Source organism: Sphingobium sp. FG58, from assembly GCF_057809055.1.
In genome coordinates this window covers 1-26,988 of record NZ_JBMDJF010000018.1, presented here as the reverse complement: position 1 = coordinate 26,988, position 26,988 = coordinate 1, and the positions used below count along the sequence as shown (strand labels likewise).

27 protein-coding genes, 1 tRNA gene and 1 pseudogene are annotated in these 26,988 nt (G+C 61.5%); 6 read left to right on the top strand and 23 right to left on the bottom strand.

What is annotated here, in order from left to right:
• Positions 1 to 469 precede the first annotated feature (469 nt).
• Positions 470 to 2,053 (bottom strand): RNA repair transcriptional activator RtcR, encoded by a 1,584-nt coding sequence (gene rtcR / locus ACODR8_RS16550; RefSeq protein ID WP_489008287.1) that lies wholly within the window; start codon positions 2,051 to 2,053, stop codon positions 470 to 472.
• Positions 2,054 to 2,336: 283 nt separating this feature from the next.
• Between rtcR and ACODR8_RS16545 the strand changes: the two genes are divergently transcribed.
• Positions 2,337 to 3,884, top strand: coding sequence for a vWA domain-containing protein (locus tag ACODR8_RS16545; protein ID WP_489008286.1), 1,548 nt, complete (start codon positions 2,337 to 2,339; stop codon positions 3,882 to 3,884).
• Between the two features lie 236 nt (positions 3,885 to 4,120).
• Positions 4,121 to 4,255 (top strand) — tRNA-OTHER (locus ACODR8_RS16540).
• Positions 4,256 to 4,281: 26 nt separating this feature from the next.
• Here ACODR8_RS16540 and ACODR8_RS16535 read toward each other — a convergent pair.
• A complete protein-coding gene (locus ACODR8_RS16535; RefSeq protein WP_489008285.1) occupies positions 4,282 to 4,428 on the bottom strand; it encodes a hypothetical protein in 147 nt (48 codons plus the stop codon).
• Between the two features lie 17 nt (positions 4,429 to 4,445).
• Here ACODR8_RS16535 and ACODR8_RS16530 point away from each other — a divergent pair, with 17 nt between their 5' ends.
• Positions 4,446 to 5,675 (top strand): RtcB family protein, encoded by a 1,230-nt coding sequence (locus ACODR8_RS16530; RefSeq protein WP_489008284.1) that lies wholly within the window; start codon positions 4,446 to 4,448, stop codon positions 5,673 to 5,675.
• Positions 5,676 to 5,702: 27 nt separating this feature from the next.
• Positions 5,703 to 6,716, top strand: coding sequence for an RNA 3'-terminal phosphate cyclase (rtcA, locus tag ACODR8_RS16525; RefSeq protein ID WP_489008283.1), 1,014 nt, complete (start codon positions 5,703 to 5,705; stop codon positions 6,714 to 6,716).
• 55 nt (positions 6,717 to 6,771) lie between these two features.
• On the opposite strand, the gene prfH is transcribed toward rtcA, so the two are convergent.
• From prfH to ACODR8_RS16470, 11 genes are all read right to left on the bottom strand, one after another.
• Entirely contained in the window at positions 6,772 to 7,392 is a 621-nt protein-coding gene (prfH, locus tag ACODR8_RS16520; RefSeq protein ID WP_489008282.1) for a peptide chain release factor H, read from the bottom strand.
• Positions 7,389 to 8,495 carry an RNA ligase RtcB family protein gene (locus tag ACODR8_RS16515; RefSeq protein WP_489008281.1) on the bottom strand — a complete coding sequence of 369 codons (1,107 nt, stop codon included), beginning with the start codon at positions 8,493 to 8,495 and terminating at the stop codon, positions 7,389 to 7,391. Before ACODR8_RS16515 ends, prfH begins: the two co-directional genes overlap by 4 nt.
• Entirely contained in the window at positions 8,492 to 8,980 is a 489-nt protein-coding gene (locus tag ACODR8_RS16510) for a hypothetical protein (RefSeq protein WP_489008280.1), read from the bottom strand. The genes ACODR8_RS16515 and ACODR8_RS16510 overlap by 4 nt, the downstream gene beginning before the upstream one ends.
• Before the next feature lie 328 nt (positions 8,981 to 9,308).
• The gene (gene speD / locus ACODR8_RS16505) at positions 9,309 to 9,707 is read right to left on the bottom strand and encodes an adenosylmethionine decarboxylase (protein WP_489008279.1); all 399 of its coding nucleotides are present in this window, start codon (positions 9,705 to 9,707) and stop codon (positions 9,309 to 9,311) included.
• Positions 9,704 to 11,314, bottom strand: coding sequence for an NAD(P)-binding protein (locus ACODR8_RS16500; RefSeq protein ID WP_489008278.1), 1,611 nt, complete (start codon positions 11,312 to 11,314; stop codon positions 9,704 to 9,706). Before ACODR8_RS16500 ends, speD begins: the two co-directional genes overlap by 4 nt.
• The gene (locus ACODR8_RS16495) at positions 11,304 to 12,842 is read right to left on the bottom strand and encodes a polyamine aminopropyltransferase (RefSeq protein ID WP_489008277.1); all 1,539 of its coding nucleotides are present in this window, start codon (positions 12,840 to 12,842) and stop codon (positions 11,304 to 11,306) included. The genes ACODR8_RS16500 and ACODR8_RS16495 overlap by 11 nt, the downstream gene beginning before the upstream one ends.
• Positions 12,835 to 13,047 (bottom strand): DUF350 domain-containing protein, encoded by a 213-nt coding sequence (locus tag ACODR8_RS16490; RefSeq protein WP_463151598.1) that lies wholly within the window; start codon positions 13,045 to 13,047, stop codon positions 12,835 to 12,837. Before ACODR8_RS16490 ends, ACODR8_RS16495 begins: the two co-directional genes overlap by 8 nt.
• A 9-nt stretch (positions 13,048 to 13,056) precedes the next feature.
• Positions 13,057 to 13,203: a hypothetical protein gene (locus ACODR8_RS16485; protein ID WP_489008276.1), complete on the bottom strand. Its 147-nt coding sequence runs from the start codon at positions 13,201 to 13,203 to the stop codon at positions 13,057 to 13,059.
• The gene (locus ACODR8_RS16480) at positions 13,200 to 14,540 is read right to left on the bottom strand and encodes a DUF4178 domain-containing protein (protein WP_489008275.1); all 1,341 of its coding nucleotides are present in this window, start codon (positions 14,538 to 14,540) and stop codon (positions 13,200 to 13,202) included. Before ACODR8_RS16480 ends, ACODR8_RS16485 begins: the two co-directional genes overlap by 4 nt.
• The gene (locus ACODR8_RS16475) at positions 14,533 to 15,201 is read right to left on the bottom strand and encodes a DUF4178 domain-containing protein (protein WP_489008274.1); all 669 of its coding nucleotides are present in this window, start codon (positions 15,199 to 15,201) and stop codon (positions 14,533 to 14,535) included. Before ACODR8_RS16475 ends, ACODR8_RS16480 begins: the two co-directional genes overlap by 8 nt.
• Positions 15,202 to 15,207: 6 nt before the next feature.
• Complete coding sequence (locus ACODR8_RS16470) at positions 15,208 to 16,194, bottom strand: SPFH domain-containing protein (RefSeq protein WP_489008273.1); 987 nt, start codon at positions 16,192 to 16,194, stop codon at positions 15,208 to 15,210.
• A 506-nt stretch (positions 16,195 to 16,700) separates the two neighbouring features.
• On the opposite strand from ACODR8_RS16470, the gene ACODR8_RS16465 reads away from it, so the two are divergent.
• Together ACODR8_RS16465 and ACODR8_RS16460 are read left to right on the top strand one after the other, a co-directional pair.
• Entirely contained in the window at positions 16,701 to 16,841 is a 141-nt protein-coding gene (locus ACODR8_RS16465; RefSeq protein ID WP_489008272.1) for a hypothetical protein, read from the top strand.
• Between the two features lie 58 nt (positions 16,842 to 16,899).
• Entirely contained in the window at positions 16,900 to 17,961 is a 1,062-nt protein-coding gene (locus ACODR8_RS16460) for a glycosyltransferase family 2 protein (RefSeq protein ID WP_489008271.1), read from the top strand.
• On the opposite strand, the gene ACODR8_RS16455 is transcribed toward ACODR8_RS16460, so the two are convergent.
• The 10 genes and pseudogenes from ACODR8_RS16455 to ACODR8_RS16410 form a co-directional block, all read right to left on the bottom strand.
• Positions 17,871 to 19,847: a GtrA family protein gene (locus ACODR8_RS16455; protein WP_489008270.1), complete on the bottom strand. Its 1,977-nt coding sequence runs from the start codon at positions 19,845 to 19,847 to the stop codon at positions 17,871 to 17,873. The genes ACODR8_RS16460 and ACODR8_RS16455 overlap by 91 nt on opposite strands.
• Positions 19,848 to 19,882: 35 nt before the next feature.
• Positions 19,883 to 20,692 (bottom strand): glycosyltransferase family 2 protein, encoded by an 810-nt coding sequence (locus ACODR8_RS16450; RefSeq protein ID WP_489008269.1) that lies wholly within the window; start codon positions 20,690 to 20,692, stop codon positions 19,883 to 19,885.
• A 10-nt stretch (positions 20,693 to 20,702) separates the two neighbouring features.
• Entirely contained in the window at positions 20,703 to 21,455 is a 753-nt protein-coding gene (locus ACODR8_RS16445) for a cephalosporin hydroxylase family protein (protein WP_489008268.1), read from the bottom strand.
• A 34-nt stretch (positions 21,456 to 21,489) separates the two neighbouring features.
• Positions 21,490 to 22,395, bottom strand: coding sequence for an NAD-dependent epimerase/dehydratase family protein (locus ACODR8_RS16440; RefSeq protein ID WP_489008267.1), 906 nt, complete (start codon positions 22,393 to 22,395; stop codon positions 21,490 to 21,492).
• The gene (locus ACODR8_RS16435; protein WP_489008266.1) at positions 22,388 to 22,930 is read right to left on the bottom strand and encodes a dTDP-4-dehydrorhamnose 3,5-epimerase family protein; all 543 of its coding nucleotides are present in this window, start codon (positions 22,928 to 22,930) and stop codon (positions 22,388 to 22,390) included. The genes ACODR8_RS16440 and ACODR8_RS16435 overlap by 8 nt, the downstream gene beginning before the upstream one ends.
• Positions 22,930 to 24,171: a methyltransferase domain-containing protein gene (locus ACODR8_RS16430; RefSeq protein WP_489008265.1), complete on the bottom strand. Its 1,242-nt coding sequence runs from the start codon at positions 24,169 to 24,171 to the stop codon at positions 22,930 to 22,932. The genes ACODR8_RS16435 and ACODR8_RS16430 overlap by 1 nt, the downstream gene beginning before the upstream one ends.
• Positions 24,168 to 25,235, bottom strand: a complete 1,068-nt coding sequence (gene rfbG, locus ACODR8_RS16425; protein WP_489008264.1) for a CDP-glucose 4,6-dehydratase — start codon at positions 25,233 to 25,235, stop codon at positions 24,168 to 24,170. The genes ACODR8_RS16430 and rfbG overlap by 4 nt, the downstream gene beginning before the upstream one ends.
• Positions 25,232 to 26,011 carry a glucose-1-phosphate cytidylyltransferase gene (gene rfbF / locus ACODR8_RS16420; protein ID WP_489008263.1) on the bottom strand — a complete coding sequence of 260 codons (780 nt, stop codon included), beginning with the start codon at positions 26,009 to 26,011 and terminating at the stop codon, positions 25,232 to 25,234. The genes rfbG and rfbF overlap by 4 nt, the downstream gene beginning before the upstream one ends.
• A 398-nt stretch (positions 26,012 to 26,409) precedes the next feature.
• Entirely contained in the window at positions 26,410 to 26,796 is a 387-nt protein-coding gene (locus ACODR8_RS16415; RefSeq protein WP_489008262.1) for a hypothetical protein, read from the bottom strand.
• Positions 26,797 to 26,818: 22 nt separating this feature from the next.
• Positions 26,819 to 26,932, bottom strand: a pseudogene (locus ACODR8_RS16410) (integrase); the annotation flags it as partial.
• Positions 26,933 to 26,988 lie beyond the last annotated feature (56 nt).

Sequence of the window (26,988 nt, the reverse complement as noted above, 5' to 3'; positions counted from 1 at the left end):
GCTATGAATTTCGGGAAATCCGGCAGTCAGGGCCGGAAAAATTGTGCGCTTACAGGACTCAATAAGGCTCTCCATCGCATTGTTTTAATTATGTTTTATTGATACCCCTTGTTGCGAGCCCCCACCAGAGCCCCGGCGCATTCGGGAATTTTGTGCGCAGGATCGAGTCCAAATCCACCAAACTCAACTCTACGCCTCGTAGCCCGCCTCATTCCGCCGATAGATCAGGCACATAGGCTGGCGACGCTGAGTTGAAGCAGCCGGCCAAGTCCTAGCACCCGTTTTTTACATAAAATGGTTACCGCCGCCGATCCGAGTCGGCTGCTCAGCCGCTATTTCTGCGCCTCCGGCGCGGACCGCCTTCTCTGCGAATGATTGAAGTTCAAGGCTATCGATAGTTTCTGTATTTTTCAGCCGGAATGTCGTTCTGTGATCAACGGCGAGGAAACATTTCTGTTCGGTCATTATCTCAAAAATGTGTCCAGCTCAGATCGAAACGCGCCAAATATTTCCGGAGCCGATCGGCATCGTTGGAGGAGGCGCGCCGCGACAGCGAGGCTGAAAACAGGTTTCGGCCAGCCTCGGACAGCGAGCGGCTTTCGCGACAGACCTTCGTAACATAGGCAAGCTGCACCCGATCAAAAGGATCGATTGCTGCACGCTGTTCCGGGGAGAGCAACACATCAAGACCGTCATCACCGGTATGATCCGATACCCATGCTAGCTCCATCCGAGCGATTTCAGCCTTCACGCAGTCGAGATCGATGCGGCCTTTCGGGGTGAACGTCGCCATTCGCGTGATGCTGGCCGCCAGATCGCGGAAATTGCCTTGCCACAAAGCTTTCGCGCTTGTGGCGAAGGCGATGTAATGGTCACGTGCTTCCTTGTTGAAGGTGACGCGGCTTCCTTCGCGTTCAGCGAAGCGGTCGAGTTCATAGTCAAGGTTGGGCGCAATATCCTCACGGCGCTCCGCAAGTCCCGGCAGCGTGAACGTCCATAGATTGAGCCGGGCGTAGAGATCGTCCCGGAAGGTGCCATCGCGCACGCAGCGGGCAAGATCGCGATTGGTGCCAGCGATCAGTTGGAAGTCGCTGGCGACATCCTTGTCGGCGCCGACGGGCAGGAACTTCTTGTCCTCGATCGCGCGCAGGATCATGGCCTGCTCATCCAGGCCAAGCTCACCGATCTCGTCGAGGAACAGCATGCCGCCGTCCGCCGCCCGCAACAGGCCGGGGCGGTCGGCGACCGCGCCGGTGAAGGCACCTTTGCGATGACCGAACAGTGCGGACATGGCGCTGTCGCCTTTCAAGGTGGCGCAGTTCACTTCGACGAACCCGCCCTTCACCTGATGGCGCAGGCGCTTCAATTCATAGATGCGGCGCGCCAGTTGGCTCTTGCCCGCGCCGGTCGGCCCCATCAGCAGCACGGGCGCGCGCGATCGGATCGCAACCTGTTCGATCTCGTCGATCATCCGGTTGAACGCGGCGTTCCGCGTCTCGATGCCGGACTTGAGAAAGGACGTGCTTTCCGCGCTCGCCGCCGCGAAGCGCGTGGCGATGCTGTCGTAGCGCGACAGGTCGAGGTCGATGGTCGTCCATGTGCCCGGCCCGCTCGACGGCGCGCCGCGAGAAGGTTGGGTCTGTAGTAGGCGACCGGGCAGGTAGTTCGCCTCGGTCAGCAGGAAGAGGCATATCTGTGCGACATGGGTGCCGGTCGTGATGTGGATCAAATAATCCTCGACGTCCGGATCAAAGGGCTCTGCTCGCACGAAATCGAGCAGTTTGCCGTAAACTTCCTCGAAGTCCCAAGGATCGTCAAAATCGAGCAGGCGCCGCTCGACCGTTGTCTCCGGCGAGACAGAAGCAATGTCTTCCGAGATATATTCGGCGAGCCGCTGATGTTGGCAGCCGTGGAGCATGATGAAGCGGTCGACCCGCAAATCCTCATGCATGGTCAGCCCAACCGAAGGGCGCCACTTGTTCCAACGCGATGGGCCAAATTTGCTGGCATCCAGCGTGGAACCGAGGAATCCGATGACGACTGTTGGTTTCATGGCTTATCTCATAAGATAAATAACGATCTTTATCGATAGAGAAATTCACCTTACCCAGGAGAGCGTTCTTCGGCTCAAGGTCTATATAATAATTTTACTATCTATTTATCAGATAGTTATGAAATTAATTTCTGACTTCGGTGACAATTGGCACGCCCTCTGCATCGTATTGGTCGTTCGACGCGGCGATATTTCGGCCTCTAGGACAAGCGGATCGGAAACATGGGGCGATCGGAATGGGCCGGTCGCCCCGGAACCGGCAAGAGATACAAGGAAGATGCACATGGCCAACAAGAGCCTCTTTGCTTCCGTCGTCGCGATGCTGATGCCCCGCGCCGATGCGACGAATTATGAGGGTGCCCCGGCCTATGCTTATGGGCCCGAGCAGAAGCTTGCCCAACTGGCGGCGACCGGCACGCTGGCGGACAATTTTTATGGCACTGCCGAAACGCAGTTGGCCGAGGTGCTGGACGCAGCGAGGGCGGTGGACCCGATGTTCGTTGCCCAGGCGGCCGTCTATGCGCGGTCATCGGGTACGATGAAGGATATGCCGGCCCTTCTGGCGGCGTATTTGACGGTGGCCGATCCCGACCTGTCGGTGCCGGTCTTCGGGCGGGTGATCAACAGCGGGCGGATGCTGCGCAGCTATGTGCAGATTCTGCGGTCGGGGCAGGTCGGGCGAACGTCGCTCGGCTCGCGGCCCAAGCGCCTGGTCCAGCGCTGGCTGGAGCAGGCGTCTATGCGCGATCTGATGGCGGCGGCGACGGGCAATGCCCCAAGCCTGGCCGACATCGTCAAGATGGTGCATCCCAAGCCGGCGGATGCCACGCGCAAGGCCTTTTATGGCTGGCTGATCGGCCATCCCTATGACGTCGCCGCGCTGCCCGCCGAGATCGCCGCGTTCGAGGCATGGAAGAGCGATAGCTCGCTCCCTCTGCCGCCGGTGCCGTTCGAGTGGCTCACCACTTTTCCGCTGAGCGCGGAACTATGGGCCGAGCTGTCAACCCGGATGGGGTGGCAGGCGCTGCGGATGAACCTGAACACGCTGGCGCGCAAAGGCGCGTTCGGCGTGAACGGAGTCACCGATGCGGTTGCCGTGCGTCTCGCCGATCGCGATGCGCTCCGCAAGGTCCGGCCCCTGCCCTATCAATTGATGGTGGCATTGGGTCAGGTTGATGCGGGCGTGCCGCTCAAGGTGCAGGCGGCGCTGGAGGAGGCCTTGGAGCTGTCGCTTCAGGGGGTGCCGAAGGTGCCGGGTCGGGTTGTCGTCTGCCCCGATGTGTCGGGGTCGATGAACTCGCCGGTGACGGGTTATCGCAAGGGTGCCTCGTCCAAGGTGCGGTGTATCGATGTTGCAGCTCTGGTCGCGGCTGCGATGCTGCGGACCAATCGCGATGCTCGTGTGCTGCCGTTTGAGCAGAAGGTCATCGACCTGACGCTGAAGGCAACCGATCGGCTCGCGGTGAACGCGGCGAAGCTGGCGACGGTCGGTGGTGGCGGGACCAATGTCTCGGCGCCACTGGCGAAGCTGAACCGGGAAAAGGCGGCGGTCGACTTGGTCGTTATCGTATCGGACAATGAAAGCTGGGTGGATGCCACCCGGCGTGCTGCGACCGCGACGATGACCGAGTGGGATAAGCTGAAGAAGCGTAACCCAGGTGCCAAGCTCGTATGCGTGGATGTCGCGCCCTATGGGACGACGCAGGCCACCGGCCGGGCGGACATCCTCAACGTCGGGGGTTTCTCCGACGCCGTGTTCGACACGATCGCGCGTTTCGCCTCCGGCGAGAAGCGGGATTGGGTCGAGATCATCAGGGAAGTGGAGTTGTAAGAACAGGGTCGTGGCGAATGCTGGTGGGACTACATCCTCCACAGACAGGTCCGAAGAGTAAAGCGCCTGGAAGGCCGCAAGGTTGGAAGGGAGATGCGGGTTCGAATCCCGCCGCCGGAACGTAGCTTAAGGACCGCCGTCTCGCCGTAACTGGTCGCCACGACCCGACCAAACTCTCACGGCGCATGCCGGTGAAACTACATTGTCGGCGGTTCGAATCGGCCCCCGGTGCGAGCCGGGTAGCTCAGTGGGTAGAGCATGACCGTTTCACCAAACCCTCGTCGTCGTGGACGAGATCAACCTGGCGAATGCCTGACGGACTACATGGATTGCAACTCCCCAGGTCGCAGGTTCGAATCCTGCCGGGTCGGTCCATTATCGACCCGTAGCTCAGGGGTTACAGCAGGTGGTGTCCGTCAAAACCCTCGTCGCCTTGGACCAATAACATGCTGGCGAATGCTGGCGGGACTACATCGGTAAAGGCCTTCGGGCCGAGCGGTTCGAATCCGCGAACGGTCTCGCCAAACCTCGTCGCCAGCACCATGAATGCAGAAGGAGGTCATGATGACCCAGAGCAATTTCGATTACCAGCATGTCGACGGTGGCGTGCCGATCAAGATGTGGACGCGGGGCGTGCCGGTCGACGACAAGGCGCGCGAGCAACTGCGCAAGGCGGCGCAGATGCCGTTTGTGTTCAAACATGTCGCAGCCATGCCGGACGTGCATGTCGGCATCGGCGCGACCGTGGGTTCTGTGATCCCGACCAAGGGCGCGGTCATCCCGGCGGCGGTGGGTGTCGACATCGGCTGTGGCATGATGGCGGCGCGGACCTCTCTGATAGCGAGCGACCTTCCGGATAATCTGGAAGCGATCCGTTCGGCCATCGAACGTGCCGTGCCGCATGGCCGCGATGTCGGTCGTGGCAAGCGCGATACCGGCTCGTGGGGCGACCCGCCGGCCGCGATCGTGGACGCCTGGGCGACGCTGGTGGAACGGTTCGACCGGATCACGGAAAAATATCCGCGGTTCAAGAACACGAACCAGCTTGTTCATTTGGGTACGCTGGGGACGGGCAACCACTTCATCGAGCTGTGTCTCGATACCGAGCAGCGCGTGTGGATCATGCTCCATTCGGGTTCGCGCGGCGTGGGGAATGCGATCGGCACCTTCTTCATCGAACTAGCGAAGCAGGACATGCGCAAATGGTTCATCAACCTGCCCGATGAGGATCTCGCCTATTTCCCGGAAGGGACCGACCATTTCGACGACTATGTCGAGGCGGTCGAATGGGCGCAGGACTTTGCCGCGCTGAACCGCCGGATGATGATGACCAATGTGATCCGGGCGCTGCGCGGCCAGATCGCGAAACCCTTCGACGCCGAGCTGGAAGCGGTCAACTGCCACCACAATTATGTGCAGCGGGAAAACCATTTCGGGCAGAATGTGCTCGTGACCCGCAAGGGCGCGGTGCGCGCGGCAAAGGGGACGATGGGCATCATTCCGGGATCGATGGGAGCGAAATCCTTCATCGTCCGGGGCCTTGGCAATGCGGAATCGTTCGACAGCTGCAGCCATGGTGCGGGGCGTGTGATGTCCCGGACCCAGGCAAAGAAGCTGGTGACGCTGGACGAGCATATCCGCGACACGCAGGGTGTCGAATGTCGCAAGGATGAAAGCGTCCTCGACGAAACGCCCAAGGCCTACAAGCCGATCGAAGCTGTGATGGCGGCGCAGGCCGATCTGGTGGAGATCGTCCACACGTTAAAGCAGGTGGTGTGCGTGAAAGGGTAACCCTTCACGCATATCCCAGGGGGAATCATGATTACCATCGATGGATCAGAGGGCGAAGGTGGTGGGCAGGTCGTGCGCAATGCGTGCGCGCTATCGCTGGTCACTGGCACGCCCGTCCGCATCAACAATGTCCGCGCCAAGCGGTCCAAGCCCGGCCTGATGCGCCAGCATGTCACGGCGATCGAGGCCGCCTGCGCAATAGGCAATGCCAGTTGTGAAGGATTGAGCGTCGGATCGTCCGAACTCACATTCCAGCCGGGCCATGTCGTGCCGGGCGAGTATCGCTTTTCGGTGGGCACGGCCGGGTCGACGGGGCTCGTGCTCCAGACCGTGCTGATGCCGCTGGTGTTGGCCGACAAGCCCTCGCGGTTAGTGCTGGAGGGCGGCACCCACAATATGCTGGCACCCCCGTTCGACTTCATCGCGCGAGTTTTCCTGCCGATCATCAATCGCATGGGGCCGCGCGTCGAAGCACGGCTGATCCGCCATGGCTTCTACCCTCGTGGGGGTGGCCGGATTGAGGTGGATATCACCCCGGCTCCGCTGGCACCGATCGACTGTATCGAACGCGGCGCGTTGCTGGAGCGGAACGCCTGCGCTTATTTTGCGGGCCTGCCGTTCGACATTGCCGACCGGGAAATCAAGGCTGCGCAAAAGGGGCTTGGCTGGAGCGATCGCGAATGTTTCGTGCGCGAATTGCTGGAGGATCAGGGGCCGGGCAACATCCTTTTGCTCGAAGCGCGGTTCGAGCATTGCACGGAGATCGTCAGCGGCTTTGGCGAGCTTGGCGTTCCGGCGGATCGCGTGGCAAAGCGCGCGGTCGGCCGCATGGCTGGCTATCTCGACTCCGAAGCCTTTGCTGGGCCGTATCTGGCGGATCAGTTGCTGCTGCCGTTCGCGCTCGTGGGCGGTGGTAGCTTCACGACAGTGAAACCAAGCCAGCACAGCTTCACGGCCAGCGATGTAATCGCGATGTTCCTCGGCCGACGTTGCGCTTTTACTCCACAGCAGGATGGTTCGCACCTGATGGAAATCCGGTGACGGGCACTCGGTGGCGGCCCATTGCGGCTGCCACTGGGTGCGACTTTCCTCAGTGTTATCGCCTCACAGTGAAGCGCGGCCCCGCATAGGTTCGGACGGGGTTTCCGCGTTCCAGTTGCTTGTGGAAAGTCCACTCCGCAGTCCGGCCCTGCGCCTGCGACTGTTCCCGCCGCTCTTCCAGCAATAGCGCCAGTTTCAGCCTGGCTAGCTTTCGATTGGCATGCTGCGACCGTTGCTCCTGTGCAGTCGTGACAAGTCCGGTCGGCCGGTGGGTCGCCCGGACGGCGCTGTCCGTCTTGTTCACATGCTGACCGCCCGGTCCGCTCGCACGCATCGCCTGATAGTCGATATCCTCCTCTTTGAGGTCGATCATGGATTCGGGCTGAGGCGCCATGGCGACGCCCACAAACCAGTTTCGTCGCCTGTGATGCGGACGGAAGGGGCTGTCGCCTGTCCACAGGATCGTGCCAGCCCGCGCGGTCGCGAAGGCCATAGCCCCTTCGCCATTGACACGGAGCAACAGGGAAGACGGCAGTCCGTCATACCCTTCGAGCAGTTCGCACGACAGGCCAGCGTCCCGAGCCTCCTTGCCAAAGGCGACAGCAAGTTGGCCCACGACCCAACGACACTCGTCCGGCCCGCTGCCGGATGTCAGATGCAGGATGATCTCGCTCATGTCCGCCTCGTCTTGTAGCTGAGCAGCGGGCGCAATCGCGCAATCACCCGTATGAGGCCCGCATGCTCCAAATCGGCGATGACCGAGTGGATGTCCTTATACGCTTGCGGTGCCTCCTCGAAGATCAGTCTTTTGTCCTCGCAGATGACGCGACTACCCAATGCGGTGCGTTCCAGTTCGGCAGGCCTGAAACGCCCGGACAGGCGCGCATGGGCATCCGTCCTGCTCCACTTGCGTCCCGCCCCATGAGCCAGCGAGTGGAGGGCCATGTCCCCACAGTCCGGCAGGGGTTCGACGAGATAACTGAAATCACCGCGCGAACCGGGGATCGCCACCAGCCCGCGATCCCCCGGTGCAGCCCCCTTGCGATGCAGCCATCCCCCACGATGGGGCGTCACGCTGTTGTGGCAAATGTCGAGGATGCGCCGGCCCTCCCATCCCAGTTTCTCGGTGAAACGCTCCGCAATGATCTTACGGTTGAGGATGGCCCAGGCCAGGGCGTCGTCATGGCGGCGGATATAGCTCCGTCCCTCCGGCCCATCCGCTATCATCCCCTTGCTGCAATTGGCGGCAGCATGGGACTGGAGGATCGCATGGCCCAACCCGCGGGACCCGCTGTGAACCATCATCCAAAGACGATCCTGGCCGAGCGCCAGCGCCTCGAAGCGCACCGTGTCGACGACCTCCTCGATCCGCTGAAGTTCCACGAAATGGTTGCCGCCGCCGATCGTGCCGAGCGATTGGTCCGCCAGATCCGGGGGCAGCCCCGCCGCTGCCAGTGCGCCCTCCACCTCCCCCGACCATGGCGCGTCGAGGCCGTGAAGTTTCCGTTCCACCGAATCCGGCCGGAATTTCCGTAGCGAGCGGTCGATTTCCCATAAGGCCATGCCGCAACCGATGTCGCTGCCGACCAAATGCGGGTAGATATGATTGTGAGACCAGAAGGCCGCCCCGACCGCTATGCCGTTACCTGCATGGAGATCGGGAAGGCCCACGACGCGCTCGATCCCTTCGAGCCGCGCGGTCGCATAAAGCTGGTCGACGGCCAATGGATCGAGACGCGCAGGATCGGCGGCGATGAGGCTGACGGATGCCTGGGTCATCGCGCACCTCCCTTCCGCGACCGATTTGCCGACGGCAAACGGTCCCGCAATTGCGCATAGTCCTTCAGAAGCCCGTCCTGGGGATCGACGAAGAACTTGCGCTGCCGGAACCAGCGTCCGTTTCGTTCAAGCACCTCTCCTTCGAACATCCACTCGCCATCGCGACCCACGGAGATGCGAGTCAGCACGAAGTCCTCGATATGCTGACGGACATGCATCTTCACCGTGCTCCCGGTGTCGAGGCCGGCGCATATCTCGCTGAAGATGTTGTCCCACGACTGCCCGCGCCGACTGCGCAAAAAGCGGATCAGTGGCGCGAAGTTCTCGTTCAGAGACTTGGTGTAGGGCGATGCGATCCACGCATGGCGCTTGAGGCCGATATATTTTATGTCCTGATCATAGGTCCTTTTCAGTTTTGCCGCTTGCGCGTGACCGGCACCCCAGCGAGGCCGCTCGACGAGAAGCTTGAACATGTCATCGCGCATGACCGGACTCCTTCCCGATGGAAGGGGTGGGTCGGCGGCAGAGATTTTCAGTAGTAAAGGCGCTGAGCCCTGCGCGTTGCAGGTCAGCGAAAAGCGTCAGGCAATAAAGGTCGCCCGCAAGGAAATTGCCCATGCAATTTGATCCTGAATATTCCGGATAGCAAGAATGTTCGGCTGGTTTGCAAAAGCTGCTCGCATGTCATTCTCCTTTCCGTGTTCAGGACCTGCCAAGATTGGCTATGCGGCCGATAGCCTGCTTGATAGGTTTTCGCAAGTATGGTTCAGCCACCGATTATCTCGATGCATAGTGGCCGGTCGACAATCAATTTCAGCGTTCCAATTGCTGACCGTCCGCTTCTCGCCCCAGCTCAGAAATGTCACCCCGGCGCATTAGATTTTGACTTATACGGGCAGGCGACAAATATCGGCATAGTATGTCAAGTGCCGCCGCCGGATCATGGCGCGCGCCGCACAGGAAGATATCTACCGCAGCATAGCCATGCTCGGGCCAGGTGTGGATCGACATGTGGGATTCTGCGAGCAGGGCGACGCCGGTGACGCCCTGTCCTTCACCGAAATGATGGAGGTGAAGGCCGATCACCGTCGCCCCGGCGCTCTCCGCCGCGCCGCGCAGGGCGGCGTCGATCAGCGCGACATCGTCCAGCACGGGACATCCATAAAGGTCCGCCAGCAGGTGTCGGCCATCATAGGTCATGGGCGGAATCATAGTAGCGTCTCATGCGGATGGCCGATCGAGGATAGCGCCGCTTCCGCCGCGGCCATGCCTCGATAATGGGCTTCCTCGAACAACGACAGCCCGCTCAGGTCCGAATGGGCGCGGAAGAAGGGCGGCCGGATGGCCGCACGTTGCTGTGGCGCGACCTCCCACAGGAAACCTGGCGTCGGCCGGACCATGGCGTGACCCCACTTCCAAAGATCGATCGACCGGATCGCGCCGTCTAGGTCGGGATTCATCCCCAACAAATCGTCACGCACCAGCCGCCGCCAATCCGCATCGGACCGATCGACCAGCAAGCGGCGGGCGGATGCGGGCGGCATGTCGGACAAGGCCATATACCAAGTCAGCACCGTAGGCCCCGCGCGAGAGGCGCTCTGGTGGGTGGCGACCACATAGCCGAGCGAAGCGCTACTGGCAGATACATTGTCCCAGGCAAGCGCGCTGCCCTTACCCTCCGGTGCGCGATCAACCGTGACATTGGCGATCAACCAGGGGGCATAGCTGTAGGCCGTATCGGGTTTCTCGCCCAGCAGGCGACTGGCGATGAAGTGGGGCATGGCAAGGATCACCGCGTCGGCGCGATAGCGGATGCTGGTCCCCCGCGCCGCGTCGAAAATATCGACTGTCGCCCCGCGCTCGCCACGCCGGGCGCGGAAGGCGACCTGCCCCGTCGCGATGCGATCCCCCAATCGACCAGCGATCAGGCGAGTGAGGCGGCTATTGCCTTCGGGCCAGGTCAGTTCATTGTCGCCCGAACCGTCAGCGGTGAAGCCGCGACGACTGGCGAAATAATGAATGCCGGCCCAGGCGGACACCTCGCCCGGCTCGGTGCCGTAATCGTCGCGGCAGGCATAGCGGACATGGGCGCGCAGTACCGGCGAGGTCCAACCCTGCTGGTCGAGCCAATGGGCGAAGCTGATCCGATCGAGCGCCAGCAGATCGGCGTCCTGCGCGCTATAGGCGATGGGGATGGCGAAGGCGGGCCGTCCCTGCGCGTCGCGACGGCTGGAGAAAGCGGCCATGGCGCGGTCGAAGGCGGCGATGTCGGCTTTGTCCTTGGGCGACAGGCCGGTCCTGGGCACCAGTCCCTCCTGCCATTTCCCCTGCCAGAGCAGCCGTTCCTGCAAATCGGCGCAGAGTTGCAGCGGGTCATAGACGGGCTTGCCATCCCGATCGCCCACGATCATCCCCATTTGTCGCAGCATGTGACGCAGCCCGCGCGCTTCTTCATTGGGAATGGGAAGGTAATGGGCGCCCAGCGGAAAGGCGGACACGGCATTGCGGCCGCTACGGGCATTGCCGCCGGGCTGACTTTCCAGTTCGATCAGGCGGAAATCATCGAAGCCCGCTTCGCGCAATCGCCAGCCCGCCGACAGGCCCGCCACCCCGCCGCCCGCAATCAGGACCGGCACGCGCTCCTCGCGCGTTGGTTCCGGGAAGGTGCCGTCGCGCAGCCGGTGGCCCAGCACCATGTCCGCACCGCCGCTGCTGCCCAACGTAGGCGTTTCGCAACCAGGCAGCGCCAGCACGGTGGCCGCCGCCATCCCGCCCTTTAGGATGGCGCGCCTGCTTGGATCGCCAGCGTCAGCCTTCATAGCGCGCCCACTCCTCGGCGAAGCTGCGCACCAGCGCCTGATTGTCGAGCCGGTTTACCGGCACCGGGCGTCGCGCCATGTCTAATGGAAAGAAAAGCGCCTGCCGCGCGGTCGCGTCCGACAGGAAGCGATTGCCCGGCAGCAGGCGCGTCGTCGTGCCAGGATCGGCCAGCCCGGCCAGGATGAAGCCCCATTCGCCGAAGCTGGGCACATAGACATGATAGGGACGGGTCTGGAAACCGGCTGCCTCCAGCGTCTGTGCCACGGTCCAGAAAGCGGCGGGCGCGACCAGCGGCGACGTGCTCTGGATCACCGCCATGCCGCCGGGCGCGAGATGCGGCCGCAACATACGGTAGAAGGTTTCGGTATAGAGCTTGCCCACGGAGAAATCCACCGGATCGGGGAAATCGACGATGATGACATCGAAACGCGCCTTCGTCTCGCGTACCCAGCGAAAAGCATCGGCGTTGACGACATGCATAAGCTTGTCGGTCAGCGCATCGCCGTTCAGCGCGCGCAGCAGGCCGGTCTGGCTGAACAGGCGGGTCATGGCAGGATCGAGGTCGACCAATGTGACGCTGCGTACGCCGGGATGGCGGAACACTTCGCGCGCAGCCAAGCCATCTCCCCCACCCAGGATCAGCACATTGGCCGGGCGTGCGACGCGGCCCATTGCCGGATGCACCAGCGCCTCATGATAACGATATTCGTCGCGCGAGGAAAATTGCAGATTGCCGTTAAGGTACAGACGGATGTCGTCGTCATGTCGTGTCAGCACCAGCCGCTGATAGGGGCTGGACGTCGCATAGATGACCCGCTCCCCATAAGCGGCGATTTCCGACCAGCGCTGAATCTTGTCGGCGGCCAGGAAGCCCGCGATCAGGCTGGCTATCACGACCAGCGCCAGGATGCGCTCCCGCATCAGGCTGGCGCGCGCGGGGACGAGCAACAACAGGAGCAGCGCGACCCCGACATTGAGCAGCCCGAACATAAGGCCGGTGCGGATCAGCCCCAGATGCGGCACCAGCAGCATCGGAAACAGCAACGACGCGGCCAGCGCCCCGACATAGTCGAAGGTTAGTACGTTCGACACCGTCTCGCTAAAATCGAACCTGTCGCGCAGGATACGCATCAGCAGCGGGATCTCCAGGCCGACGAGGAAGCCGATGACGAAGACAAGGCCATAGAGGATCGCCCGGAACTGTTCCACCAGCGGGAAGAGCAGGAACAGGCCGGCCGCCGACCAGCCGCCCAGCAGCGCAACCAGTATCTCGACGCGGATGAACAAGCGCAATTCGTCGCGCTTCACATAGCGCGAACACCAACTGCCCACCCCCATGGCGAAGAGGTAGGTGCCGATGACGATCGAAAATTGCGTAACGCTGTCGCCCAGCAGATAGCTGGCGATCGTCCCTGCAAGCAGTTCGTAGATAAGGCCACAGGTCGCAACGGCAAAAACGCTGGCCAGCAGCAGTCCGACCAGCGCGGTGCGTCTGCGCTCGGTCGGCGGCAACGATGTGTCAGCCATGTATGGCGGCGGCTACAATGATGCCGATCGCTATGGCGATGGCGCCCGCAAACTGGGCGACGGCGACATTCTGCTTGTCGCGTATCTCCTCCCACAATTTACCCGGCGTCAGCAGGTCAAGGATGACGAAGCCGACGACGAAAACGACGATGCCGATCCCGGCATAGGCCAATGAATTGAGCAAGGTCGGCAGAGAGATGATCATCGACGTCTCCTATTTATGCGTGGGACCATAGGCGCGGGCGGCGCTGGCGGTGCGTCCGCCGTCGGCGAAGGGGGAATAGCCCTGCGACGCGGCGGTCAGATAGAGACCCATTACACTCAGGCACCAAAGGGCATAGAGGAAGCTGCTGCGGCTCATGGCGATTCCATCCCCCGCAACCAGTCGTCGGCGTCGGCCGGCGAACCGTCCTTCTGCGCCAGCCGGGCATTTTCGAACATGATGTGCAGGACCAGCATCAACAAGGGCGGGACCAGGATCATCAGCACCGCCAGCCAGAAATTGGATGTGAAGCGCGCGCCCCGTGCCACCGTCAGATTGACCTCGATCGGGGGCTGGCCTTCCGCCTTGTAGGTGCTGCTCGACGAGTCAAAGGCCCAATTGCCCGAACTGCCCCAATGATGCGCCTGCACATCGACGACCATGTCGTAGGTTCCTGCCGGCAGGCTTGCAATCTTCAAGGTCTGCGACCGCGCGCCTTCGGACCAGTAGCCGTCCGAATCCTGCCCCGAATAATGTTCGTTCAGGGCATAGGCGTCATAGCTGTCCTGCGTCTTGCGATTGACGAAGGATACATCGATATCCACCCAGCCCTGCTCCACACCCGGCGTCATCGCCTCGACCGTCATCGCCTGCTTGCCGAGCGGCAGCGCGATCGGGCCAAAGGTCTGCGACACCGTTGGGCCATCGGGCGTCACGGCCAGGCTAAAGCTCTGCGGCTGTATGGTCCGCCCGAACAACGCGAGCAAAACCAGCAGCGCCACAAAGGACAGGGCGGCGATCGGCCACCAGCCCTTGATCCGCCGGGCATAGGGTGAAGGCTGGTGCGCCAGCGGCGTCATGCCGGGTATCCAGAATGGCGGCGGATCGACATCGAAGGCCGCCCGTATCTCCCGCCCGGTCAACAACTCACTGATCGTCCAGCTTTGCTCCCGATCATCCTGCTCCAGGCTGAGCATTAAGCCCGGGCGGACATAATCACTTGCGCGCACTTCCTCACCCGGCTTCACCCGCCAGTAGAATTCGCCCGCGACCCGCGTCACCCGCGCGGTATTGCCGCCGTAGAAGGGGGTGAAACGTCTCCCTCCGACGATCTGGTCCGGCCCGTCGCGCTGCGGCGCGGCGGTCAGCATCGTGCCCAGGCTCCACTGGCCATTCTGCGCGATCAGCCAGCGATATCCCTCATAAGGATTGAACAGCAGGGTTTCTTCCCATGTCGCCCAGCCGTCCGACCGCTCCATCCAGCCGATCGCTTCCCATTCGACACCGCGCAACGTGCCGCGCGTGCCGAGCGGGATCGCGAGTGATGCCTGCATTTCGTTGTAGCGGGTGATGATCCGCGCAGCCGGATCGGTCGCGTCGATCAGCGTGCCGCAATATTCGCAGGCTAGCGTGACGGTGTAGCCGGCCGCACGAAGGGCGATCGTCCCGCCGCAGGCCGGGCAGGACAGGGAACGGACGCTGTCATCCTCAGCCATAAGCGGGCAGGCTCCAGCCGGGGAGCGGGCGTAGGTTTCGCGGTTGCAACGCGGCCAGCGTCACATGATGGCCGACATAGAGAGTCGGACCGTGCCGGTCCTTCTGGAAGGAGGCGCAGCGCCCGTTGCGATTGCGAAAATCGACGCTCAGCGCTTCCCAGCCGACGGGCGCGGTAAAAGGCAGTTCGCCTTCGCAGCCAATGCAGCGCACGGTGCGGACATCGGCGACTTCATAGGATTGTCCGGCGATATTGCCGCTTTCGCCTGGCTTGACCGGCGTATCGTTCATCAGGCGGCGGATGACCTGCGCCAGCGATCCCGTCAGTGCCACCTCGCGAAGCGCCATGAACTGGCCCATCGCTTCGCCCAACCAGGCGTGGCTGCCGTCTGCCAGCAGCATCAGCCATTCGTTCCAGGCGCCATCGTCCCAGGCCCAACGCGCCCGGCCGATGATCTGGAAATTCTGGTCGAAACAATTACCTTCCGTCCCGATCTGGATCGGGCTGACGTCGAAGGGCAGGACCGCCGCCTCCCCCATCCCCTGCGCACCCTGATTGTAGCGGACGACGAGTGTGCGACAATAGTCGCACACCCGGACGGGCAGCGCCGGCGAGCGGAAGATGACCTCCGCGCCGCAAGTGGGACAGGCGACCGACTGCATTGGGTGCTATCGAATACGGCCCAGCAGTTCCGCCTTCTTTGTATCGAATTCGGCCTGGGTCAGCGCGCCTATATCCAGCAGCTTGTGCAATTTTTCGATCAGCGCGAACGGGTCTTGGGCTGGAGCCGGCGCTGCCGCCGCACCGCCCAGCGCGCCGGTCATCGCCTGACCAATGGCCAGCCCCGCCGCCGCGCCGGCACCGATCCCGGCCACGCCGCCGGACTGCGCCGCCGCCGTCTCGATCGCTTCGGCCGCCTGGAATTTGGCGTATCGATCGAGGTCGCCCAGCACGCGCATCGAACTGGCCTTGTCGAGATGCTTCTGTACCTCTTCGGGGAGGGACAGGCTCTCTACAAAGAAGCTTTCGACCGACAGGCCCCATTGGGCGAAGGCCGGCGCGACCGCTGCCCGGAGCGCCTCGGACAAAGCGGTCTGGCTGGCCGCCAGGTCCAGGAAAGCGGTGCCGCCGCCAGCCACTCCGGTCGCAAGCGCAGTCTGGATCGCGGCGCGCAGTTGCGGCTCGATATCCGCGACCTTCACCTCGCCCAGCGTGCCCATGATGCGCGACGCGAAAGGCGCGACCTCTTTGACGCGGAAACTGTAACTGCCAAAGGCGCGGACGCGCAGCGGGCCCAGTTCAGGATCGCGCAGTGTCACCGGCTGCGCCGTGCCCCATTTCAGGCCGATCTGCTCCTTTTCGGAGAAGAAATAGACGTCCGACTTGAAAGGCGACTTGAAGCCCTTGTCCCAGTTCATGATCGCCGTCAGCAGGGGCAAAGTCGATGTATCGAGCGTGTAGAGGCCCGGACCGAACATGTCCGCGATCCGCCCTTCGTTGAAGAAGGCGGCGATCTGCCCCTCCCGCACCGTCAGTTGCGCGCCATTCTGGATTTCTCGGTCGGCCAGCGGCACCCGCCAGCCGAGTTGTCCCGGCTCTTCCACCCAGTCGATGACATCGACGAACTGCTTCGACAGAAAATCCAATATGCCCATGTCGCTCCCCTGCGCTGGCCGTCAGTTTAGAATAGTAGGTTCGCGGGACAAGCGAAATTGCGGCATAAGAGGCTTACGACCTTTTTCTGATCTTATCCGAGTTCTCGATCCGGTTCGGCTTGCGACCCTTTGGAGAGGTTCACCCCCATTTTCTGACTTTTCGAAAGTGGAAATGTTTTGCGGCTTGCGCTTGGACCGCCCAATGTCAGGAGAGTCGGACGATCTGGACAGTCCGGTTCAGGACGAGGATCGGCCCAAACGTCCTTCGTTCATCAGACCCGAAAATGGCTCGTGAATGGCAGGGTTCTCCAATCTGCGGAAATATCGGGCTCGTGTCAGGCAAACTGACTATGAAAATGTGGCTTATACCAAGGCTTGGATAGACCCAGCGTATCGAAGCCTTGATATCAGGGTTCGGACCCTAATTTTTGCAACTGAAGCCTTTTTCGGAGGTTCAAATCCCATTGAGGCTGTCATGGCGCGCCGCTCTGCGGCAGACTGAAGTGATGACCAAGCCAATCCACAAGCGTAATCGCGGCTATAAAGAACCCCACGCCCTGCTGCCTGAAACCGTTTTGCGGATGATCTCGATGCAGGGTGAGATAGCGCTGTCGATGGTTTGCGAAACAATCGTCTGGACGCCATGATTCTGGATTTGTTGGTCCGGCTGGACAAAAGCTGTAAGGGCCGAGAGGTGGACACAGGATGGGAAGCAAGCTGGTGAGGCACGCACGTCTGGTAAGCTTTGTTATTCCTGTCTATTGCGAGGAAGACACCCTGCCATTGCTCCACGAAAATATGGTGAGCATCCTGGATCAGGTCGAAGGCAAGGCCGAAGTCATTCTCGTAAACGACGGGAGCAAGGACGGCTCGCTGCAGATCATGCGTGAAATGCGGGCGCAGGATGACCGGTTCAGGATTGTCAATCTGTCGCGCAATTTTGGCCATCAGACGGCGGTTACCGCCGGCATCGATGCCGCGAACGGCGATGCGGTAATAGTGATGGACGCTGACTTGCAGGACCCGCCCGAGGTGGCGCTGCAATTGCTCGGCAAATGGCGCGAGGGGTACGATATCGTTCTTGCCCGGCGCGTGGCACGGTCAGGTGAAAGCTTGTTCAAACGCACCACTGCGGCGCTTTTCTATCGCTTCATCCGGTGGCTCTCATCGGTCGATATGCCGCTCGACGTAGGAGATTTCCGCCTGATCGATCGCAAGGTCGTCAACGCCCTGGCACGAATGCCGGAGCAGGACCGGTACCTGCGCGGCATGATCAGCTGGCTGGGCTTCAGTACCGCAGAAGTTCCGTTCCAGCGTGACGAACGCGTGGCGGGCGAGAGCAAGTATCCGTTACGCGCGATGATCCGGCTGGCCGTAAACGGGGTGGTGGGATTTTCCGACGTACCGTTGCGGTTGGCCTTGTGGTTCGGGATGACGATCTCGGTCCTGGCCTTGCTGTTCGGCCTGTACATCCTGACGAGCTGGTTCTTCAACGACCATGTTGTGCAGGGCTGGACCTCTACCGTGCTGGTGCTGACCTTGCTCGGCGGTCTGCAATTGCTGATGCTGGGTATCGTGGGCCTTTATATCGGCCGCATCCACAACGAGGTGAAGCGCAGGCCACTATATTTTGTCGATCCCGAGCCGGATTCCCCCCAAGGAAGCCTTCTCGACGGTCACCAGTCCGAAAACAGGCTGGCCGGCGGGGTTGCTGCAGGCGGCGGCGGAGCTGCCCAGAAGAGACGGAAGGGACCATCGGTGGAATAGGCATATTCGCCGGGCTTCAGACGGACTATCTCGCCGTCCGAATACGATCTGCCATTTGCGACCAGGCGACCTTGGCCTTCCACGCGGTAAGCGCCGCCGATCTCGATCCGCGCCAGCCCGCTGCCCGTTAGCATTTTGCCGGGCAGGAACAGCGGCCCCCAGTAACGGATATAGTTATCGCGCAGGGCCTCGAGGTCGGCGCTGAACAGGCCGTATTCGGATCGCTGCGAATCTTCCGGCGCGATCCGATCAACCGCCAGGAGCGCACGCGTCTGGAGCATGAAGGCGGGCTGATCCTTCCGCACGGTGGCGGCCATCACCGGGTGTCCGGTCTTGCGATAGTCGGTCACACCCCAGCGGCTCATGAAGAAGCCCTTCTTGGGAAAGGATGAGACCATCGAGGTGTGGTCTATATAGGGCACGGGATGGAGGAACAGGCGGTGCACTAGCGCCAGCGTCGCGCGCTGCTGGACAAGCCCGTTGTCGATCCGGTGCCAGACCGCACTGGCGGCGCCAAAGAGCAGCAGGACCAGCAGGGCCGTCCGTGTCACGCAGCGCAGACGCGCATAACCGAAACCGGCAAGGACTGAAATCGGCGCGATCAGAAATGGGTGAAAGTAGGGGTAGACCTCGCTGTAGATCAGTGGGACGAGTGCGGGAATCGCGAAGGCAGCGAGCGCCAGACGGTCGTTCCCGCCGAGCTTCGCGTCGGACTGGTCATTGCGGGCAAGCGCGACGACCCCGCACAGCACAAGCACCCAAAAGCCGAAATTGCCTAGCACTGCCTTAGGCCAAAAGACGGACAGGACGGAGTAATCGCCCGTCAGCAGCGTTGCACCGCCGGTGCGTCCAAGAAAGCTGGCGGCCGATGCTGTCTTCGCCAGGCTGGCAGCGTGAAGGCCGAGGATAAGGCCAAGCGCGGCCACACTGATCGCCGCACTGACGGCGATGATTTTAGCGGTTCGGGCAAAGTCGCGCGACGCCCAAGCGTTGGCCAGCACCAACAGGCCGATGGAGGGAAGAAAGAATACCGATTTGATCGTCAACGCACCGCCGATGGCAATGAGTATGCCCATGGCGACCATCTGTGGCCAGGTCATGCTCCGATGCGTTGCCAGCGCAATCGCGCCGATCATTGCGGCGCTTGCCAGCGTGTCGGTCCTGAAATCGGTGCCATAGAGTAAGGAGCCGCCGAAGCAGTTGTAAGCGATGACTGCAACAAGCGCCGGATCCATGGCCATGAACCGGCGTGCGGCATGAAAGATGGCAAGACTGGTGAAAGCGGCGCAGCCAAGGGTGATGAAGCGGGCGGCGATGAGCTGGTCAACCTCATTGGTCGAGACCAGCGGCAGCCAGTGGAACAGGTGGACGAAAGCAGTCTGGAAGATTTCGGTCATTTCGCCGCGGCGAAAATCGTAGAGCATCGAAAGGTTGAGGAACTCGTCCCAGTTCAGCGCCAGATGCGTGACCACGTAGAGCCGCGCCACGAACAGGAGGCCGATCAGCCATAGCAGGGCCGTGCGCTGGAAAGAAAGCGGTTGCGGCGCGAAGATCACCGTGCGCAAGGCCAGGAACGAAACCGCATTCACCGGGACGGCGGCAAGCAGGCCGGCCAGATAGAGATCGGTCCCGAAGAAAGCGAGCGCGCCGATCAGCACGATATTGGTGAGATAGAGCAGCGCCCACAGTGCCACGAACGGCACGAAGCGACTATCCAGTTGCGAACGGAAGGCGACCTTGCCCTGAACCACGAAGCCGCTGCAGATCCCGACAACCAGCGCTGCGAGGCTGGCAAACTGGTAGCCGAGGCCGAGCGCGATACCCGCCGCGTAGATCGCGAAGGCGATGGCTGTGTTTGCTGCTCCGACGATGATGAAACGCAGCAATTGGCCGCTCTCACGGGCCAGATTGGTCCGTACCCTTAGCCCAGCCAAGCTCTGGTCCTGGCATAATAGCGGAAGGCTAATTTCTGCGCCGTGACGAACTGGCAGACCGCCGCCATACGGACCCGGGCAAGGGCGCCGGGAGCGCTGTCGTGCTTGCGCGCGAGGCCGAGATATTCACTCAGCGTCGTACCGAGCAGCTTCCACGTCATGTTGTCGTCGGAATAGCGGTTGGCGATCAGCGGCCGGTCGATGTGAAAAGCGCCGCCTTTGGACGCCAGTGACCAAGAAAGGTCGATGTCCATCGCATAGAGAAAGTCGTCGCCATAGCGCGTTTCGCCGAGCGCGCTGCGCCTGATGGCGATCGGAATGCCGAACAGGTTGCGCCCGCTTGCAAGGCATTTTCTGCCCGTGGTATCCGGATCGAACCGGCCCGATCGGGAAAATCGGCGATGCGCCAGTGTGCGGCGCTGATCGTCGACGTAAACGAGATCGCAATAGACGCTGGCAACATCAGGATTGTCGCGCAGCGCCGCCTGGGCGAGGTACAGTGCAGTGGGATCGGCCAGATAGTCGTCATGGCAAAGCAGCATGTATGCTTCGCTGTTCACGTCATCCAGCAGCGCGTTGAAGTGATCGCGCATTGGCAGGGTTTGTGTCCGGCGGATCACGCGCAGGGGCAAGCGGTCCTGCCACTCAGCCAGGATAGCGGCGGTGCCATCGGTCGAGGCGTTGTCGCTGACGAGAACTTCCACGCCATCAAGGTTTTGCACCGCGATCGAACGCAGCGCCTCGGCAAGGAATCGTTCGCCGTTGTAGACGGGTATGGCTACGGTGAAGGCGGCCACCAGCCTGCTCTTACTTGCAGCGCCGGAGGTAGCCTTCGCGGGCAACCGAAATCTGCAGCTTGTCGTGCAGCGCGTTGTCGGTTTCGAACATATCGGTTTCCGCCAGATATGCCTTCACGGCGGTCAACGGATTGTTGCCGCGGCCCCACGGGCGATTCCCGATGGCTTCATCGGGCAGATGTTCGACAAGGGTATCGAAAACGACGCAATAGCTGCCCAGGCTGGTCATCGGGGCATAGGCGCGCAGTTCTTCAAGAACATGATCGTGGGTGTGGTTGCTGTCGAGACAGACCAACACGCACTTGGCATCGCCAACCAATTTGCCGACCTGAGCGACCACTGCGGGATCAATGCTCGATCCCTGGACAAGGTCGATGCGGCGCGAGAGCGGATGGGCCTCGATCGCTTTGCGATTGGGCTCGCGGATATCTATATCGATACCGATCACGCGCCCGCCGCTGGCTCCGGTGCAGGTCTCCAGCAGTTCGAGCATCGAGGCGTAGAAGATCAGCGATCCGCCGCGCGCAACACCAGTTTCCACCACAACATCAGGGCGCAGTTTCCATATCAGTTCCTGCATGGCAACGATGTCTTGCGGGTACTGAATAATCGGCAGACCGAGCCAGTCGAAGTTATAGGAATAGCCCAGTTCCTGCGCTTTTCCCAGCCAGTGGTTGGTAAGATCTGCCATTGCCTCGTTCGAGCCGAGTTCGGCAACGAGTTCGCTGCGTTGCTGCGCGAAGGCTGTGTCGGTGATGGTCATGGTAACTCCTTGCGCGGGATTGGTAAAATTATGGTTAATTTTTCTCTAACGAAGCCTTTGTGGCATCCACTAGCCCACGGGTTAGCGTGATCCGGGGCACGAAGCCGAGTTCCTCGGTCTGGCGGGTAATGTCGGGAACCAGCAGGTGCGGTTCGCCCTCGCGGTCGCGCAGGGCGCCTAGCCGGACAAGGTCTGGGCGTTTGACGATGCCGCCCAGCGTTTCGACTATTTCCGCAACAGTCTTGCGCTCACCAGAGCCAAGATTGACGACGCCCGCCAGATCGGAGGCACCGAGGCGAGCGATGGCAGCGCCAAGGTCGCGTACGTCGAGGAAATCACGGATTTGCGTGCCAGAGGAGCATAAGGCCGGTTCGCCCGCCGTGAGGGCGCGCAGCACGCTCGGCACCAATCGGCGCGGGTCTTCGCTTTCGCCATAGGCGTTGAAGATGCGCACCCAGGCATGGCTTACATCAAGGCTGCGCAGGTGTTGAAGTAGAGCGAATTTTGCGCGGCCATAGGGAAAGGGAATCTGCCCCGGCTCGATCGTTTCATCCTCACGGCGCGGAGCGGCGCTGTCACCTGAATATTCAGCGCAGGTGCCGCAGGCAACGATCCGCCTGCCCCCTTGCCGCACGAAGGCATCGAACAAAGCCATGCCAGCATCGAGCCATGCGGCATTTTGGGGATCGTGCCAGAAGGCACCATGTTCGGTGGTCCAGGCGCAGTGGATCAGAATGTCAGGTTTGAGCGTATCGATAAGCGCAGCGCAAGCGCTGGAACAGCGCAGGTCGACGCTGTGCCAGGTTCCGTAATCAGCGCCGCCTGTTTTGCGCGTGGTACAGTGGGTATCTGCATCAGAGGGCAAATTCCTCAATACCTGGCGCCCGATGAAACCTGTAGCACCGGTTAGTAGGATACGTTCGGAGGGCGTGTCAGTCACCGGTCAAGTCTTTGACGAAGGGCAGCGTCCGGTCGCGATCGGAAAGGACGGTGGGCGGCATCGGCCACTTGATCGCCAGATTGGGATCATCCCAACGCACACCCATTTCCACGCCGGACCGATGCGCTCTGCTGAACTGGTAGAGGACGTCGCTGTCATCCTGAAGCGTGATGAAACCGTGCGCTACGCCGCGCGGCAGGTAAAGCGCATTGCTCCGCGCGGCATCAAGTTCGACACTGATATGCTGGAGGTATGTTGGCGACGCGGGACGGAGGTCAACCGCGACATCGAAGATCCGGCCAGCGATGCAGCGGACAAGCTTCGCTTCGCCATCGGCCTCGGGAATGAAATGCAGGCCGCGCAAAGTTCCCGTTGCAATGTTGCGCGAAATCGCCGCCTGCGCTTCCACCGACTCCAGGCCATGCTCCGCAAACGCGGCACTGCAATAGGTGCGCTGGAAGCTGCCGCGCGCATCGGTATGAACCCCGCTGGAAAAGGCAAAGACTCCACCGATCGGGGTCGCGGTGAACTGCATCAGAAGATCTCGATCCGGGGAATGGCGACAACGAAGCGACCGCCCCAGTCGCGCAACTGGCATAGCTGCGCGGCAATCTCGTCGCGCAGGTTCCAGGGCAGGATCAGGACATAGTCCGGCCGTGCTTCGATCAGTTCCTCAGGCGCGAGAATCGGGATATTGACGCCCGGCAAGTAGCGCCCCTGTTTGTGCGGGCTGCGATCCACGGTGAATGGCAGCAGTTCGGGGCCGACCCCGCAATAGTTGAGCATGGTACTGCCCTTGGCCGGCGCACCGTAGCCGAGCACCTTCTTGCCCGCGCGCTTCGCCTCGATGAGGAAGTCTAGAAGTTCGATCTTGCGCTGCTCAACCTCGTTCGCAAAGCCCCGATAGGTAGCCGCACTGTCGAGCCCCGCGCGCTTCTCGGCCAGCCGGACCCGGTCAAGACCAGCGGCCAATTCAACACTGCCAAGCCCGGCCCCCTCGTGGCTGGCATATACGCGAAGCGAGCCGCCATGCGTCGGCAATTCCTCCACGCCGTAAACCTCCAGGCCGCACGCGCCCAGCATCCGCTCAACGGTGAGCAGTGAAAGGTAGGAAAAATGCTCGTGGTAGATCGTGTCGAACTGGCAGCTCTCAAGCATACGCAACAGGTGCGGAAATTCGATGGTGAAGGTGCCCCCAGGCTTCAGGATGGCCGGGATGCCGCCGATGAAGTCCTTGGGATTAGGAACGTGCGCCAGGACATTGTTGGCCGCGATCAAGTCTGCCGCAACCCCTTGCGAGGTCAGCCTTGCTGCCAGTGAAACGCCGAAGAAATCGACCACAGTTTCAATCCCGTGCTTTTCCTTCGCGGCGCGCGCAGTGTTTGCGGTGGGATCGATGCCAAGCACGGGTATTCCCGCCTGTTTGAAATATTGCAGCAGATAGCCATCATTGCTGGCCAGTTCGACAACGAGGGAATCGCCGTCTAGGGCCTGCGCTGCGATCATGGCATGGGCGTAATCCTGCGCATGGCGCAGCCAGCTTTCCGAGAACGAGGAGAAATAGACGTAGTCCTCGGTAAAGTGTGCAGGCGTCTCGACGCGGGTAAGCTGGACCAGCCAGCACGCTTCGCACACCATCGCCTTGAGCGGATAGAAGGTCTGTCCGCGCCCGGCAGCGTCGCGAATATCGCGAAGTTCGTTTGATACCGGCGTCAGCCCGAGATCCGCAACGGTGGTCGTCAGCTTGGTGGCGCAGAAGCGGCAAGTCTCGGTCATGCGCTCGCGCCCCCCCGTTCCATCGCTTCGATCTGGCTGATCGTCACGTTCCACATATCCGCGCCTGCGGCATAGGCTTGATACCATTGCACGGCTTTTTCGACTCCGGTTTCCAGCGGCCAATGTGGGATCCAGCCGAGCCGGTCGGCGGCCTTGGACGAGTCCAGCGCGAGCAACCGTTCTTCAAAAACGCTGTCACTGGCTTGCGTCTCGACCCGCGCGCCGCCCGACCAGCTGGCGGCGAGCAGGTGGGCAAGATCGGCGACCGGGCGGCAGTCCTGCACCTCGGGACCGAAATTCCAACTGCCGGAATATTGCTTCGGCTGGTTCACCAGTCTTTCCGCCAGGGCAAGATAACCGCGCAGCGGATCAAGGACGTGCTGCCACGGCCGGGTCGAAGCCGGATTGCGCAGAACCAGCGGCTGGCCGGCCGAGAAAGTGCGGATGGCATCGGGTACCAGCCTGTCCGCCGCCCAGTCACCGCCCCCGAAAACATTGCCAGCGCGGATAGTAGCGACGCCCTTGCCCTGCTCGTTCAGATAAGAGTGCTGCCAGGCAGCAACAATGAATTCGCTAGCGGCCTTGCTGGCGCTATACGGTTCGCGTCCGCCAAGTTCGTCGTCCTCTGTATAGGGTTCGGCGCGCTCAAGATTACGATATACCTTGTCGGTAGTAACTACGGCAACGGCCTTCACCCCAGGGTTGCGACGAACCGCCTCAAGCAAATTGGCTGTCCCCATGACGTTGGACATCACGGTCTCGATCGGGTTGGCATGGGCATAGCGCACCAGCGGCTGCGCCGCCAAATGGAACACGACCGAGGGAGCGGCTTGGTTGAGCACACTGCAAAGGTGATCAAGATCGCCGATGTCAGCCAGAACGGACGAGGTTAGCCTGCCCGGGAGGTCGGTCGCATCGAAGAAGGCCGGTTCGGTATTGGGCGCGAGCGCATAGCCGTGCACGTGGGCGCCACAATGGATCAGATAGGCAGCCAGCCAGCCGCCCATGAAGCCGGTATGCCCGGTCAGGAAAATTGATCGCCCGCTCCAGAAATTCTTGCTCACGCCCAGACTTTCCAGGGTGCCCGCCCAGTTTCCCAGTAATTCTCAAGCAAGTGCTTTTCGCGCGGCGTATCCATGCACTGCCAGAACCCGTCATGGCGAAAAACGGAAAGCTGCCCTTCGCGCGCAAGCGGCTGGAGCACGTCGGCCTCCAACGTGAGATTGGGATCATCGGGCAGGCGTTCAAAGATCGATCGGTGCAGGATGAAAAACCCCCCGTTGATCCAGCCCTTGCCGGTCTGCGGTTTCTCCTCGAACGAGGTAACAGAATCGCCATCGAGCCCCAGTTCGCCGAAACGGGAAGAGGGGCGCACCGCGGTCACCGTGGCGAGTTTACCCGACGTCTCGTGATGGGTGCGTAGCTGATCGAGGTCGACATCACACAGCCCGTCGCCATAGGTGGCCATGAAGGTATCGCCCTCGATATGGCGCAATGCCCGTTTGAGGCGCGCCGCAGTCAACGTCGCATCGCCGGTATCCTGGATCACAACTTTCCAGTCGATCCGGTCCCGCTCGCCGCCCAGCAACGACACCGAGGAACTGGCGAAATCGATCAGCAGGTCATTGGAATAATTATCGTAATTGAGGAAGAAATCCTTGATGACTTCCTGCTTGTAACCAGCGCACAGGACGAAACTGTCATGTCCGAACTGCCGATAGAAGCGCATGATGTGCCACAGGATCGGCTTGCCACCGATTTCGACCATGGGTTTGGGGCGGTTGACCGTTTCCTCGCCCAATCGTGTCCCCAGACCGCCGCACAAAAGAGCTACCTGCATAAATATTCGCCCCGTTCCTGCCTGCTCCTCCCGCCGCAGCTTGCTGTCAGCGGGGCAATTATGGCTTATGGCTGCTAAGATAACTTGGTTAACAAATAGTTATGTCGCAAAGTTTGATCAACCCGGGAATGGTGGGCTGTTGCGGGAGATATCTGGGGGGATATTGTGTTCAAGGGTCGGCCTTTTAAACCGCCGAAGATCCTGCTGTGCGTGCGGTGGCGGCAAAATGGGATCCCGACGAAACCTACACCAAGGTGAAGGGCAAATGAGCCTACCTTTACCGAGTAATCGACGAGCGTGGTGATGGGCCGAGCCTCTGCATGTTAGACTTGAGCCGAAGCTGCCATCAAACCATTGACCGATGGCAGATTGCAAGAGACGCGCCAGTAGTCGGCGGGTCAGGACGTCGCTCCGAAGCTGCGATAGTCCTCTTCATTTCCTCGGCCCGCCGGTTGTCCGGTGATCTTGCCCCAGGCGCGCCCGATCGCTTCGGCGAGATGCTGCGGCAGTAATCGATCGCCATCGGGCCGCGAATGCAAGGACATGAAGCTGTTTCCCCACCGCCGATAAGGCTCCGGCGCCGCGAGCGGGGTTTCGACCAACAAGAGTTGGTCGATTGAGCGGCAGCGATTGTCGCGCATCGCATCGCCCAGCAGCGCTACGATCGAATGCCGATCCAGCCGAAAAGGCGGGGTGATCAGTGCTAGCAGCCCCATCGCTTCTGGCCGGCCCAGTGCTGCCTTCGTCGCCTTGAATTGCGCGTTCGCGGCTTTCGCCTCGGCCAAGACCTTTTTGCCAGCGATCCGTCACCCTTTCAGCCCAGTGAGCACCGCAATGGTAAGCAGCGCGCACATGATCGCGATCGCTATGAGCAAGAGCGCGCTCGATGGCGTCGGGGTGCCACAAGCCTGACTCATTGAGGTGTCAATCGGCGTCCAAACGGGCCCCCTTATCGGCGCGCAAAAGGGACCCCCCGT

Excerpts from the sequence above, each read along its gene's own strand:
- rtcR (WP_489008287.1), bottom strand. The coding sequence starts at position 2,053 with ATGAAACCAACAGTCGTCATCGGATTCCTCGGTTCCACGCTGGATGCC.
- ACODR8_RS16545 (WP_489008286.1), top strand. The coding sequence starts at position 2,337 with ATGGCCAACAAGAGCCTCTTTGCTTCCGTCGTCGCGATGCTGATGCCC.
- ACODR8_RS16535 (WP_489008285.1), bottom strand. The coding sequence starts at position 4,428 with ATGGTGCTGGCGACGAGGTTTGGCGAGACCGTTCGCGGATTCGAACCG.
- ACODR8_RS16530 (WP_489008284.1), top strand. The coding sequence starts at position 4,446 with ATGATGACCCAGAGCAATTTCGATTACCAGCATGTCGACGGTGGCGTG.
- rtcA (WP_489008283.1), top strand. The coding sequence starts at position 5,703 with ATGATTACCATCGATGGATCAGAGGGCGAAGGTGGTGGGCAGGTCGTG.
- prfH (WP_489008282.1), bottom strand. The coding sequence starts at position 7,392 with ATGAGCGAGATCATCCTGCATCTGACATCCGGCAGCGGGCCGGACGAG.
- ACODR8_RS16515 (WP_489008281.1), bottom strand. The coding sequence starts at position 8,495 with ATGACCCAGGCATCCGTCAGCCTCATCGCCGCCGATCCTGCGCGTCTC.
- ACODR8_RS16510 (WP_489008280.1), bottom strand. The coding sequence starts at position 8,980 with ATGCGCGATGACATGTTCAAGCTTCTCGTCGAGCGGCCTCGCTGGGGT.
- speD (WP_489008279.1), bottom strand. The coding sequence starts at position 9,707 with ATGATTCCGCCCATGACCTATGATGGCCGACACCTGCTGGCGGACCTT.
- ACODR8_RS16500 (WP_489008278.1), bottom strand. The coding sequence starts at position 11,314 with ATGAAGGCTGACGCTGGCGATCCAAGCAGGCGCGCCATCCTAAAGGGC.
- ACODR8_RS16495 (WP_489008277.1), bottom strand. The coding sequence starts at position 12,842 with ATGGCTGACACATCGTTGCCGCCGACCGAGCGCAGACGCACCGCGCTG.
- ACODR8_RS16490 (WP_463151598.1), bottom strand. The coding sequence starts at position 13,047 with ATGATCATCTCTCTGCCGACCTTGCTCAATTCATTGGCCTATGCCGGG.
- ACODR8_RS16485 (WP_489008276.1), bottom strand. The coding sequence starts at position 13,203 with ATGAGCCGCAGCAGCTTCCTCTATGCCCTTTGGTGCCTGAGTGTAATG.
- ACODR8_RS16480 (WP_489008275.1), bottom strand. The coding sequence starts at position 14,540 with ATGGCTGAGGATGACAGCGTCCGTTCCCTGTCCTGCCCGGCCTGCGGC.
- ACODR8_RS16475 (WP_489008274.1), bottom strand. The coding sequence starts at position 15,201 with ATGCAGTCGGTCGCCTGTCCCACTTGCGGCGCGGAGGTCATCTTCCGC.
- ACODR8_RS16470 (WP_489008273.1), bottom strand. The coding sequence starts at position 16,194 with ATGGGCATATTGGATTTTCTGTCGAAGCAGTTCGTCGATGTCATCGAC.
- ACODR8_RS16465 (WP_489008272.1), top strand. The coding sequence starts at position 16,701 with ATGACCAAGCCAATCCACAAGCGTAATCGCGGCTATAAAGAACCCCAC.
- ACODR8_RS16460 (WP_489008271.1), top strand. The coding sequence starts at position 16,900 with ATGGGAAGCAAGCTGGTGAGGCACGCACGTCTGGTAAGCTTTGTTATT.
- ACODR8_RS16445 (WP_489008268.1), bottom strand. The coding sequence starts at position 21,455 with ATGACCATCACCGACACAGCCTTCGCGCAGCAACGCAGCGAACTCGTT.
- ACODR8_RS16435 (WP_489008266.1), bottom strand. The coding sequence starts at position 22,930 with ATGCAGTTCACCGCGACCCCGATCGGTGGAGTCTTTGCCTTTTCCAGC.
- ACODR8_RS16430 (WP_489008265.1), bottom strand. The coding sequence starts at position 24,171 with ATGACCGAGACTTGCCGCTTCTGCGCCACCAAGCTGACGACCACCGTT.
- rfbF (WP_489008263.1), bottom strand. The coding sequence starts at position 26,011 with ATGCAGGTAGCTCTTTTGTGCGGCGGTCTGGGGACACGATTGGGCGAG.